The sequence below is a fragment of the Burkholderia sp. HI2714 genome (genome assembly GCF_002223085.1).
GTDB classification, from domain to species: Bacteria; Pseudomonadota; Gammaproteobacteria; order Burkholderiales; family Burkholderiaceae; genus Burkholderia; species Burkholderia lata_D.
The window spans coordinates 78733-91040 of sequence record NZ_NKFM01000051.1; the positions used below are offsets into that span (position 1 = coordinate 78733).

12 protein-coding genes are annotated in these 12308 nt (G+C 67.6%); 6 read left to right on the forward strand and 6 right to left on the reverse strand.

What is annotated here, in order from left to right; genetic code table 11:
- Nucleotides 1-98 precede the first annotated feature (98 nt).
- Complete coding sequence (locus tag CFB82_RS25915; protein ID WP_039367332.1) at nt 99-572, forward strand: Lrp/AsnC family transcriptional regulator; 474 nt, start codon at nt 99-101, stop codon at nt 570-572.
- A gap of 30 nt (nt 573-602) precedes the next feature.
- Here CFB82_RS25915 and CFB82_RS25920 read toward each other — a convergent pair whose 3' ends face one another.
- Entirely contained in the window at nt 603-1514 is a 912-nt protein-coding gene (locus CFB82_RS25920; RefSeq protein WP_089485842.1) for an EamA family transporter, read from the reverse strand.
- A 348-nt stretch (nt 1515-1862) separates the two neighbouring features.
- Between CFB82_RS25920 and CFB82_RS25925 the strand changes: the two genes are divergently transcribed.
- A complete protein-coding gene (locus tag CFB82_RS25925) occupies nt 1863-3536 on the forward strand; it encodes a phospholipase C (RefSeq protein WP_089485843.1) in 1674 nt (557 codons plus the stop codon).
- 94 nt (nt 3537-3630) lie between these two features.
- Nucleotides 3631-5052 carry a cytochrome-c peroxidase gene (locus CFB82_RS25930; protein ID WP_089485844.1) on the forward strand — a complete coding sequence of 474 codons (1422 nt, stop codon included), beginning with the start codon at nt 3631-3633 and terminating at the stop codon, nt 5050-5052.
- Between the two features lie 29 nt (nt 5053-5081).
- Here the strand turns inward: CFB82_RS25930 and CFB82_RS25935 are convergent, their stop codons facing one another.
- The 5 genes from CFB82_RS25935 to CFB82_RS25955 form a co-directional block, all read right to left on the reverse strand.
- Nucleotides 5082-5813 carry a class I SAM-dependent methyltransferase gene (locus CFB82_RS25935; protein WP_089485845.1) on the reverse strand — a complete coding sequence of 244 codons (732 nt, stop codon included), beginning with the start codon at nt 5811-5813 and terminating at the stop codon, nt 5082-5084.
- Nucleotides 5814-5892: 79 nt separating this feature from the next.
- The gene (locus CFB82_RS25940) at nt 5893-7203 is read right to left on the reverse strand and encodes an NAD(P)/FAD-dependent oxidoreductase (RefSeq protein WP_089485846.1); all 1311 of its coding nucleotides are present in this window, start codon (nt 7201-7203) and stop codon (nt 5893-5895) included.
- Nucleotides 7200-7955, reverse strand: coding sequence for an amino acid ABC transporter ATP-binding protein (locus CFB82_RS25945; protein WP_089485847.1), 756 nt, complete (start codon nt 7953-7955; stop codon nt 7200-7202). Before CFB82_RS25945 ends, CFB82_RS25940 begins: the two co-directional genes overlap by 4 nt.
- Nucleotides 7952-8608: an amino acid ABC transporter permease gene (locus CFB82_RS25950; RefSeq protein ID WP_046547751.1), complete on the reverse strand. Its 657-nt coding sequence runs from the start codon at nt 8606-8608 to the stop codon at nt 7952-7954. The genes CFB82_RS25945 and CFB82_RS25950 overlap by 4 nt, the downstream gene beginning before the upstream one ends.
- A gap of 88 nt (nt 8609-8696) precedes the next feature.
- Complete coding sequence (locus CFB82_RS25955) at nt 8697-9473, reverse strand: ABC transporter substrate-binding protein (RefSeq protein ID WP_069251519.1); 777 nt, start codon at nt 9471-9473, stop codon at nt 8697-8699.
- Between the two features lie 161 nt (nt 9474-9634).
- Between CFB82_RS25955 and CFB82_RS25960 the strand changes: the two genes are divergently transcribed.
- From CFB82_RS25960 to CFB82_RS25970, 3 genes are all read left to right on the forward strand, one after another.
- Entirely contained in the window at nt 9635-10426 is a 792-nt protein-coding gene (locus CFB82_RS25960) for an IclR family transcriptional regulator (RefSeq protein WP_089485848.1), read from the forward strand.
- A 274-nt stretch (nt 10427-10700) separates the two neighbouring features.
- Nucleotides 10701-11411, forward strand: a complete 711-nt coding sequence (locus CFB82_RS25965; protein ID WP_089485849.1) for a GntR family transcriptional regulator — start codon at nt 10701-10703, stop codon at nt 11409-11411.
- 72 nt (nt 11412-11483) lie between these two features.
- Nucleotides 11484-12290, forward strand: a complete 807-nt coding sequence (locus CFB82_RS25970; protein ID WP_089485850.1) for an SDR family oxidoreductase — start codon at nt 11484-11486, stop codon at nt 12288-12290.
- The last annotated feature ends 18 nt before the right edge of the window (nt 12291-12308 follow it).

Here is a 12308-nt window from a genome sequence, read left to right on the forward strand (position 1 = left end):
TTAGCGTCGCGACGGCGAAATCGGGTTTCGTAACCCGTTCATGCAAACCCTATATTATGAGATAAGATTGCATCCAGGAGACGGATGAGGAAACAAAAATGCATGAACCGGTTCTGGATCGCCTCGATCGCCACTTGCTCGCGATCCTGCAGGAGAACGGCCGCGCGTCGAACCTCGACCTGGCGAAGGCCGTCGGCCTGTCGCCCGCGCAGACGCTGCGCCGCCATCGGCGGCTGGAGGAGATCGGCGCGATCCGCCGCTACGAAACCCGGCTGTGCCCCGACACGCTCGGTTTCGGTGTGACCGCTTTCGTGCACGTGACGATGGAGCGCGGGCATATCCGCGACCTGTCGAAGTTCCAGAAGCTCGTGTCGGATCTTGCGCAGATCCAGGAATGCTTCTCGGTGACGGGCGACATCGACTACGTGTTGAAGGTCGTCGCGCACGACCTGAAAGGCTTGTCGCGGTTCCTGCTCGAGACGCTGATGCGCATTCCCGGCGTGAGCGGCGTGCATTCGAGCGTGTGCCTCGACGAGATCAAGTGCACGAGCGCGATGCCGGTCGAAGCCTGATGTGGCGGGCCGCGCGGCAGGCCGGCCCGTTTATCTCACCGCTTCGAACGCACTGATCAGCAACGCCCCCGCCGCGATCACCCCGCAACCGGCCGCCCGGCGCGGCGTCAGCCGCTCGCCGAGATACACGCGCGCGATCAGCGCCGCGAACACCACGCTCGTTTCGCGCAGCGCCGAGACCGGCCCCATCGGCGCGCGATCCATCGCCCAGATCACGATGCCGTACGCGAGCGCCGCGAACACGCCGCCACACGCGGCCTTCGCCGTTTCGCCGACGTCCTGCGTCAGCCGCAGCGGCCCCGCCCGCAGCCGGTAGTACGCGGCCATCATCGCGCCCGTCAGCACGAACATCCACGCGGTATAGCCGACCGTGTTGCCGCTTTCCCGCACGCCGATCCCGTCGACCACGCTGTAGGCCGCGATCGACACGCCGGTCGCGAACGCGGTCGGCAGCACCTGCATCATCCGGTGCTTCGCGCCGCGCCCGCGCTCCAGGCCGATCGCCAGAATGCCCGCGCAGATCAGCACGAGCCCGCATTGCGCACCGGCATTCAGGTGCTCGCCCGCGAACGCCGCCGCGCCGAGCGTGACGAGCAGCGGCGCGGTGCCGCGCGCGACCGGATACGCGACGGTCAGGTCGCCGTGCTCGTACGCGCGCACCAGCAGCAGCGTATAGACGACGTGCAGTACGGCCGACGCGACGACGCACGCCCAGCTCGCCGCCGAGATCGGCGCCGCGGCCGGCAGGAACGACAGCGCGAACAGCCCGATCGCGATCTGCAGCACCGTAGCCGACCGGAGCCGGTCGCCGCTGCTGCGGACGAGCGCATTCCATGACGCGTGCAGGAACGCCGCACACAGAACGGCAAACAGAACGGGGATCGGCACGATGAATACTCGCTGACGGTCGGCCACGCGAAATCGTCGCCGCAGGGCGTTCATCGTAGGAATATGTCATCCGATTGTCAAAAACGGGCGCCGCACCGCATCGTGCGCCCATCGGTCGATGACGTCCCTTCGCCCGCCCCGCGCGGCATCCGCGGCAACCGGCCCGCGCGCCGCGGAATGTGACGCGAAGGGGGCATGCGGTCTGCCCCTTTCCGTTCACTTTCGCATCGCATTCCGCCGTAATGAAATCGATACCGCAGCGCAACCGCGACGAAACCACTCCGTCCCCATATCTTCATACGCGACTGTTCCAATGCGCGTGCTCGCTCAAGAGCTCTGCGCCGAACCGACACGGCGACGGGGCCGCTCTCCACCATCGAAGACCTTACCTGGAGTTTCCCGATGTTCCGTCAAGCCTTGCTCGTCACCGCCTGCGCAGCCGCGGCGCTGGCGCTGTTCGCCTGCGGCGGCAGCGACGATTCCACGTCGACGCCTGCCGTGTCGTCGCAGGATGCGCTGCAGACCGCCACGCCGATCAAGCACGTCGTCGTGATCTACGGTGAAAACATCTCGTTCGACCACTACTTCGGCACCTACCCGAACGCGACGAACCCGTCGGGCGAACCGGCGTTCACCGCCAAGTCCGGCACGCCGACGCCCAACGGCCTGACGGGCACGCTGCTCACCGCGAACCCGAACTTCACGAACACGGCCAACGGCACCGATGCGGCGAACCCGTTCCGCCTCGACCGCACGCAGGCCGCGACCGCCGACCAGAACCACGCGTACACGGCCGAGCAGCAGGCCGAGGACAACGGCCTCGCCGACCTGTTCCCGAAATACACCGGCAAGGGCTCGTCCGGCGGCGCCGGCGCGTTCGGCACGAAGGGCCAGGTGATGGGCTACTTCGACGGCAACACCGTGACCGCACTGTGGAACTACGCACAGCGCTTCGCGATGAGCGACAACACGTTCACGACGGTCTACGGCCCGTCGACACCGGGCGCGCTGAACGTCGTGTCGGGCCAGACCAACGGGATGCAGATCGTCAAGACGTCGAAGCAGCCGTCGACGCTCGCCGCCAGCTCGTACTACATCAACGACGGCCAGGGCGGCTTCACGATGATCAACGACGTCGACCCGGGCTTCGACGTGTGCTCGAGCACGACCGACCAGGCGATGATGACGGGCAAGAACATCGGCGACCTGCTGAACGCCGCGAAGATCACGTGGGGCGGCTTCATGGGCGGCTTCAACCTGTCGACGACGAACGGCAACGGCACGACGGGCTGCGCGCGCAGCACGGTCGCCACCGCCGTGAACGCCGCGACGGCCGACTACATTCCGCACCACAACTGGTTCCAGTACTACGCGTCGACCGCGAACCCGCAGCACACGCGCCCGAGCTCGGTCGCCGCGATCGGTTCGAGCCTCCAGACGGACGGCAAGACCGCCGAACCCGCGAACCACCAGTACGACACGGACGACTTCTTCGCCGCCGTGAAGGCCGGCAACTTCCCGTCGGTCAGCTACCTGAAGGCCCCGGCCGCCCAGGACGCGCACGCCGGCTATTCGGATCCGCTCGACGAGCAGGCGTTCGTGACGAAGGTGGTCAACTTCCTGCAGCAGCAGCCCGACTGGCAGAACACGGCCGTGATCGTCACCTATGACGACTCGGACGGCTGGTACGACCACGTGTACACCGCGCCGACGCGCGCGTCGTCGGACCCGGTCGACCAGGTCAACGGCAACGGCAAGTGCGGCACGGGCGGCACCACCGGCGTGAACGGCGCGACCGTGAACGGCCGCTGCGGCCCGGGCGTACGCATCCCGCTGATCGTGATCTCGCCGTACGCGAAGCAGAACTACGTCGACCACACGATGCTCGACCAGGCGTCCGTCGTGCGCTTCATCGAGGACAACTGGCTCGGCGGCCAGCGCATCGGCGGCGGCTCGTTCGATGCGACGGCGGGCGACCTGCGCGCGCTGTTCGACTTCACGTCGAAGCCGAACACGACGCCGCTGTACCTCGACCCGACGCTCGGCACCGCATTGAGCGCGGCCCCGGCGATCTGACCGGTACGTCGTGACCGCATGGCCGGCGCATCGTGCGCCGGCCGTTTCCGTTTAACGCGCCGCTTCGTGCGGCGCCCGATTTCCGACCGACAGCATGACAGCTCGCCCCGCGTTCCCGTCCCCCGACACGACCGGCACCCCCGCGCCGCGCTCGCCTTCCCGCCTGCTGCGCCGCGCGGCGTTCGTGATCGGCGCCGCCGTGCTCGGCTATGGCGCGTTCGCGATCGCCTTCCCCGCGCAGGTGCCCGCGGCGATCGGCACCGTCGTCGCCGACTGGACCGGCGCGAACCCGCATCCGGTCGTGCTGCAGCGGCCCGCCGCGCAGCCGCTGTCGGCGGTCGCGCAGCTCGGCCGTGCGCTGTTCGCCGATCCGTCGCTGTCCGCGTCGGGCAAGCAGTCGTGCGCGTCGTGCCACAGCCCCGATCATGCGTACGGTCCGCCGAACGCGCTCGACGTGCAGCCGGGCGGCCTCGCGATGTCGCAGCAGGGCTATCGGCCGCCGCCGTCGCTGATGTACCTGTATCGCCAGCCGAACTTCAGCATCGGCCCCGATGCCGGTGAAAACGACGCCGCGCCGACCGTCGCGCAGCAGGCCGCGTCGGCGGCCGGCGTCGTCAAGGCGCAGAAGGTGGCCGGCACGTCGGCCGCGCCGCAACTCGTGCCGCAGGGGGGGATGTTCTGGGACGGCCGCGCCGATACGCTGCAGCAACAGGCGTTCGGCCCGCTGCTGAATCCGGTCGAGATGGCGAACGCGAGCGTCGACGACGTCGCGCGCAAGCTCAAGCAGTCGTCGCACCGCGCGCAGCTCGAGCAACTGTTCGGCGCGCGTGTGTTCGACAGCCCGCAGCTCGCGGTGTCGGAGGCGATGTTCGCGATCGCGCGCTACCAGGTGGAAGATCCGTCGTTCCATCCGTACAACAGCAAGTACGACCGCTGGCTCGAAGGCCGTGCGCGGCTCACGCAGGCCGAACTGCGCGGACTGCGCCTGTTCAACGATCCGGACAAGGCGAATTGCGCGGGCTGCCACCTGTCGAAACCCGGCAAGGACGGGCTGCCGCCGATGTTTACCGATTACCAGTACGAGGCGCTCGGCGCGCCGCGCAACAAGGAGCTGGCGCAGAACCGCAACCCGGCGTTCTACGATCTCGGCGTGTGCGGGCCGTTCCGCGACGACCTGAAGGACCAGACGCAGTATTGCGCGATGTTCCTGACGCCGACGCTGCGCAACGCGGCGACGCGCCACGTGTTCTTCCACAACGGCGTGTTCCACACCCTCGACCAGGTGATGGCGTTCTACAACGAGCGCAGCATCTCGCCGCAGAAATTCTATTCGCGCGGCGCGGACGGCAAGGTCGACGAGTACGACGACATTCCGCCGAAATATCGCGCGAACGTCGACGTGACCGATGCGCCGTTCGATCGCAAGCCGGGCGACAAGCCCGCGATGACGGCGCAGGATATCAAGGATATCGAAGCGTTCCTCGGCACGCTGAACGACGAGCCGGTGCCGCACTGAGTGCAGGATGACCGCCGCGCCGCGTCGGGTCAGCGGCGGGCGCGGATGCAGAGGAAGGCCGGGGCCAGCGACAGCTCCGCATGAAGCCGCTCCGACGCGGCCTTCATCTCGGGTAGCGGCTTCGGCTCGACGAACCGGTCGAGCCGCCAGCCGCTGTCGGCCACGGCGTTCAGGATGTCGGCGAGCGGCCGCCGCCACGCTTCGACATAGGGTTTCGGTTCACCGAAACCCGACCAGTGAACGCCGAAGCGGGACGTATCGAAATAGGTGCCCTCGCCGCGCGTGCGTTCGTCCATCCAGTCGCGCATCGGATGCGCCATCGAAAACACGAGCGTGGCGCCCGGCCGCGCGACGCGCCGGAATTCGCGCAGCGTCGGCGCAAGGTCGCGCACGTAGTCGAATGCGAGCGAACAGACGACCTTGTCGAACGCTTCGTCGGCTAACCAGGCGAGCGGCCCCTCCAGATCGCCTTCCACGATGTCGACCGGGAGGCCCGCGCAGCGCGTTCTCGCCAGCGCGACCATCTCCGGCGTGACGTCGAACGCATGCACCGTCGCGCCCTGGCGTGCGAGGTGTGCGCTGCCGATGCCGGGCCCGCAGCCGGCGTCGAGCACCGTCAGGCCGTCGACGTCGCCGAGCAGCGCCATCGTTGCCGGACGTTCGTAGAGCGCGTTGTGCGCCTTCGTCGGCGCGAGGTCGGCGTAGCGTTGCGCGAAGCTCGCGTATGCCTGGCGCCCGGGTGGTTCGTTCGGGTCGGTCATGCAGCCTCCGTCGCTAGAAACTGGGGGAGCCGATTCTGCCTGATCCGCCGCCGGATAGCGACTCGACGTCTCGCCTGCGTCACGACAGGCTGTCGAGCAGCCGATACCAGGCCACGCCGGCCGCGATATAGAAGCGCTGCAGCCCGTGAAACGGAATGGGCCGGATCGGCGTGCGCCGGAACGGCAGCGGCAGTTGCGCATCGCCCGACAGGTGCGCGGCCAGATGCTTGCCGAGCGTCGTCGCCATCGCGATGCCGCGCCCGTTGTAGCCGAGCGCGATCGTCACGCCCGGCGCGGGCTCGTGCACGTGCGGCATGAAATCCGCGGTGATCGCGACGCGCCCGGCCCAGCGGTACTCGAACCGGACACCCTTCAGTTGCGGATACAGCAGCGTCGTCGCACGCTCGAGATGGCGCCAGTCGCTCGTCGCACGCGGTTCCGCGAACGGGCCGCGGCCGCCCATCAGCAGGCGTCCCGCAGCATCTCGCCGGAAGTACAGCAGCAGGCGCCGTGCATCCGATGCGACCTCGCCGCCGGCGAGGATGTCACGACCGAGTTCCGGCGCGAGCGGTTGCGTCGCGACGATGAAGCTGTTCGCCGCGATCACCGACTGGCGCAAGCCGGGCCACAGCCCGTCCGTGTACCCGTTGGTCGCGATCACGACGCGGTCCGCCGATACCGTTGCGCCGCCGGCCGTCGCGACCTGCCAGCGGCCGTCGGCACGCGTCAGCCCGACGGCGCGCGTCAGCCCGTGCACGACCGCCCCGCTCGCCTGCGCCGCGCGCACGAGGCCGCGCGTATAGCTGAGCGGCTGCACGCTGCCCGCGCGGCGATCGATCCAGCCGCCCGCGTACGCATGCGTGCCGAGCCGGCGCGCGACCTCGTCGCGACCGAGCAGTTCGACCGGTGCGCCGCGCGCGGCCCACTGCTGCGCACGCCGGGCGACCGTGTCGAGCATCGCGGCAGTCGGCGCCGGCTGGATCCAGCCGTGGCGTCGCGCATCGCAGTCGATCGCGTGCCGCGCGATCAGGTCGAATACCGTATCGGCCGCACCGCCGACTACGGCGGCAAGCTGCTCGCCGGCTTCGTCGCCGAACCGGCGGATCAATTCGTCGGGGTCGTATTTCAGGCCGGGGATCACTTGCCCGCCGTTGCGGCCGGACGCGCCCCAGCCCGGCTGCGCGCCGTCGATCACGTGCACGTTCACGCCGCGTTCGGCCAGGTGAAGCGCGGTCGACAGGCCGGTAAAACCGGCACCGACGATCGCCACGTCGCACGACACGGATGCGTCGAGCGCGGGTGTATCGGGTGCCGGTGCGGCGGTCGCCGCCCACAGCGAATCTGGCCACTGGGAGTCGGGCCATCCGGGTGCCGCCTTCCTTGCACTCATGTTCGATCCGGGTTGGCGGCGTCGTCCGACGCCAGCAGTCGACGCAGGAATTCCTGCGTGCGGGGATGTTTCGGCTGCGTGAGCACGTCGCGTGCGGATCCGCTTTCGCAGATGGTGCCGTCGTGCAGGAAACACACGCGATCGGCCACCTCGCGCGCGAATGCCATTTCGTGCGTGACGACGACCATGGTCATGCCGTCGCGCGCGAGCCCGCGCATCACGCCGAGCACTTCGCCGACGAGTTCGGGGTCGAGCGCCGACGTCGGTTCGTCGAACAGGATCGCCTGCGGCTCCATCGCGAGCGCGCGTGCGATCGCGACGCGCTGCTGCTGCCCGCCCGACAGCTCGGACGGGTACGCATTCATCCGGTGCGCGAGCCCGACCTTGTCGAGCAGCGCGCGGGCCCGCTCGCGCGCTTGCGCGGCCGGCGTGCGCCGCACGTGGACCGGCCCTTCCATCACGTTCTCGAGCGCCGTGCGATGCGAGAACAGGTTGAAGCGCTGGAACACCATGCCGACCTGCATCCGCAGCTCGTGGATCCGTTTCGAATGCGCATCGACCTTCACGCCGTCGATCGTGATCGCCCCTTCGTCGTAAGTCTCGAAGCCGTTGATACAGCGCAGCACGGTCGATTTGCCCGAGCCGGACGGGCCGATCAGGCACACGACCTCACCTTGCTGCACGTCGAGGCTGACGCCCTTCAGCACGGCGTGTTGCTGAAAGCGCTTGTGTATCGCATCGATCCGGATCATGCGCTTCTCCTCAGCGAGAGTCGCTTGCCGAGCCGGTTCACGCCGAACATCAACGGCAGGCCGAGCGCGAGGTACAGCAACGCGACGAGCGTATAGACGCTCATGTTCTGGAACGTCGACGACGCGATCAGCTGGCCGGCGCGCGTGATCTCCGCGACCGTGATCGTCGACGCGACCGATGAATCCTTCAGCAGCATCACCAGCGTGTTGCCGTAAGGCGGCAGCGCGATGCGGAACGCCTGCGGCAGCACCACGCGCCGCATGATCATCGGCCCGCGCATGCCGATCGCGTGCGCGGCTTCGATCTGGCCACGGTCGATCGCCTCGATGCCGGCACGGAAGTTTTCCGCCTGGTATGCCGAATACGCGATGCCGAGACCGAGCACGCCGGCCTGGAATGCCGACAGCTGGATGCCGAGATCGGGCAACACGAAGTACATGTAGAACAGCTGCACGATGATCGGCAGGCCGCGAATCACGTTGACGACCGTGCTCCCAACCGTCGAGACGGCACGGTTGGGCGACACCTTCAGCAACGCGAGGATCAGCCCGAGCACCGAGCTGAGCACGAACGCGCATGCCGTGATCTCGATCGTGACCACCGCCCCCTTCAGCAGGATCGGCAGGAAATCGATCGCGTTCTGAAAAAACATGAGGTCTCCTATGCGATGGCCCGGCGGCCCGTCGCAGTGGGTGCCCGCGATGCGCGGGCGATACCGCTCGGGAATCCCGGGCGCGCGCTCAGCTCATGTGCCACTTCTGCAGGATCTGCTGCAGCGTGCCGTCGCCCTTCATTTTCCGGATCGCGCCGTTGAGTTGCTCGAGCGTCGCCGTGTCGCCCTTGCGTACGATGAAGCAGACCTGCCCCTTCACGACGCTCTGGTATTCGGGCACGAGCCGGACCTGGCGGTTGACGCCGTGTTCGATCTGATACGCGACGATCGGCTGATCGGCGAAGCCGGCCTTGATGCGGCCGAGCGCGACATCGCGCATGATGTCGGCGATCGAATCGTAGGTCCGGACTTCCTTGAAGATGCCCTTCTTGTTGAGCGCGTCGACGAACGCCGTACCGACCTGCGCGCCGACCACCTGCCCCTTGAAGTCGTCCATCGACGTATAGCGGCCCGGGTCGTCCGCCTTCACGATCAGGCCTTCTCCGAACGTATAGACCGTATCGGAGAAGTCGACGACCTGCTGGCGCGCCGGCGTTTTCAGCATCGCGGCCGAGATGATGTCGATCTTCTGCGTGGTGAGCGACGGGATCAGCGCCGAGAACACGGTCTGCTGCACGTCGACGCGAAACCCGGCCGACTTCCCGGCCGCGGTGATCGCATCGACCATCATCCCCTGGATCGAATTGCTCTTGACGTCGAGAAACGTGAACGGCACGCCGGTGGCCGTCGCGCCAACCTTCAGCGTGGGCTCGGCCGCGACGGCGCCGGCCGATGCCGTGGCGAGCGCGATGCTGGTGGCGAAACCGGCGGCCAGTGCGCCGAACCGCTTGATGAACGAAACCATGGTGCCTCCTTCTCGAATACTTCGGTGCGCCGGCCGGTCGCGGATCGACACTGCGACGATGAGTCGATCTTAAAACGAATCAAAAATATCGTAAAAAGATTTTTACGTATCGATATGCGATACGATATGATGCGATATCGAATCGATTCGGTCCCTTGCCCATGGAAACGTCGCCCGATCAGTCAACCGACCTGCTGTTCAACCAGTCGCTGGAGAAAGGGCTGAACGTGTTGCGCGCGTTCAGCGCGAAGCGGCGCACGATGACGCTGGCGGAAGTGGCCGACGCGGCCGGAATGACGAAAAGCTCCGCGCAGCGGATGGTCTACACGCTCGAAAAGCTCGGTTACATCCGCAAGCATCCGGTCACGCGGCGTTACCAGCTCACGCCGCACGTGATGCGGATCGGCTTCAACTATCTCGCCGCCGACACGTTGATCGACGTCGCGAATCCGTTCCTGTCCGAGCTCACGAACCTGACCGGCGAAACCACCAACCTCACCGAGCCGGACGAGGACGAAATGGTGTACGTCGCGCGTTTCGTGTCGACGAAGTTCGTGCCGATCCACATGCCGATCGGCAGCCGCATCCCGATGTATTGCACCGGCAGCGGCCGCGCGTTCCTGAGCGCGTTGCCGCCCGGCGACGCACGCGCGCGGCTCGACGGCATGGCGCGCACGCCGCATACGCCGCGCACGGTCACGGCGCTCGACGAACTCGTCGCGCTGCTCGACAGCGCGCGGCGCGAAGGCTATGCCACCAACCAGGAGGAGCTGTTCATCGGCGACATGTCGATTGCCGCGCCCGTGCTCGGTAGCCAGGGGCAGCCGGTGGCCGCCGTGCACGTGGTGGCACCGACGAGCCGCTGGACGTTCGACGACGCGTGCCGCAGGCTCGCGCCGGCGGTGATCGACTGCGCCCGCGGGATCAGCAATTCGATCCGGACGCTCGAGTAGCACGCGCCACATGGCAGACGCCGCGTGCGCCCCGTCACAGCAGGTCCGATTGCACGACGCGCGGGTGCCGCTGCCAATATCCGTGCCCGCGCCGGGCGCCGGCTCGTTCGCGGTAGCCGGGCCGGTCGCGGTGCCGGCCTGACAGCCGCTTCAACCACCCTCCTCCGCGTTTTCCCCGATCCCGTTCGACTTGACTCGATGCCTTCGATCGTCAACACTTTGCACATTCAAGTGTGATCACACATCACAGATAAAACCTCGGAGAACCCCCGTCTTGGCGCCTCGTATCGTCACGCCCGCACTGAAAGCCGTTGAACAGGAAACGATGGCCGACAAGGTCTACCAGCAACTGCGCGAAGCGCTGATGAGCGGCCGTTTCGCGCCCGGCCAGGCATTGAGCCTGCGCAGCGTCGCCGAGGCGGTCGGCTCGTCGACGATGCCCGTGCGCGCCGCACTCACCCGACTGCACGCCGAGCGCGCGCTGGTCGACGGCCCGAATCGCGCGCTCGTCGTGCCGCCGATGACGCTCGACATGCTCGACGAGTTGCGCGACGTGCGTATCGCACTCGAAGGCTGCATCGCCGAACGCGCGTGCGGACGAATGAGCGGCGCGCAGATCGCGGCCGTGCGCAAGACCTGCGAGACGATGCAGGCGCACGTCGAGGCAGGCCGCTCGCGCGCTTACCTGCAAAGCAATTTCGCGTTCCACAGCGCGATCTACGCGCACGGCGCGAGCGAAAGCACGCTCGCGATCGTCGAGAACCTGTGGATGCGCGTCGGCCCCTTCCTCAACATGGTCGCGCTCGACATCCCGCACATGCGGCGCTCGATGGATGCGCACCGCGCCATCGTCGATGCGCTCGAACGGCGCGACGGCGCAGGCGTACGCGCAGGCATCGCGCTGGACATCGGCGGCGCGGCACACGATCTCGCCGAGACGCTTCGGGCGGAACAGACCCCGCGGACCGTGAACGCGAAGCCGTAGCGGCCGCCTGCCGTGGGCGCCCGGTCGCGAGCGTCCGCGATCCGACTACATCAACGATGGAGACAACCCGGCATGACAGCTTCCGACCTGCTGAAACCTTATGACGGCCTGCGCGTCCTCGTGACGGGCGGCGCATCGGGCATCGGTCTTGAAATCGCGGACGCATTCGCCGAATGCGGCGCACACGTGCATGTATGCGACGCGTCGCAAGCCGCGATTGCAGCGCTCGCCGACCGGCCGCCGCGCGCCGGAGCCGGCGCGATCAGTGCGACGCTGGCCGACGTATCCGATCCCGCCGCCGTCGAACGCGTGTTCGCCGACCTATCGGCCACGCTCGGCGGCCTCGACGTGCTCGTCAACAATGCCGGCATCGCCGGTCCGACCGGCGGCATCGACGAAATCGACCCCGTGCAATGGGAACAAACCGTCGCGATCAACCTGACCGCGCAATTCCAGTTCGCGCGCCGCGCGGTGCCGCTGCTGCGCGAGTCGAAACACGGCGGCGCGATCATTGCACTGTCGTCGGTCGCCGGCCGGCTCGGCTATGCGTTCCGCACGCCGTATGCGGCCACCAAATGGGCGGTGGTCGGGCTCGTGAAGAGCCTCGCGATCGAACTCGGCCCGCTCGGCATTCGCGTGAACGCCATTCAACCCGGCATCGTGCGCGGCCCGCGGATGCGCCGCGTGATCCAGGCACGCGCGCAGCAGCTCGGCATCGGTTACGACGAAATGGAGACGCGCTATCTCGAGAAGATCTCGCTGCGGCGCATGACCGACCCGGCCGAGATCGCCGCAACCGCGCTGTTCCTGTGCTCGCCGGGCGGGCACGGCATCACGGGCCAAGCGATCTCCGTCTGCGGCAACGTCGAAGTGCTCTGACGCACCGTGCATCGTTCA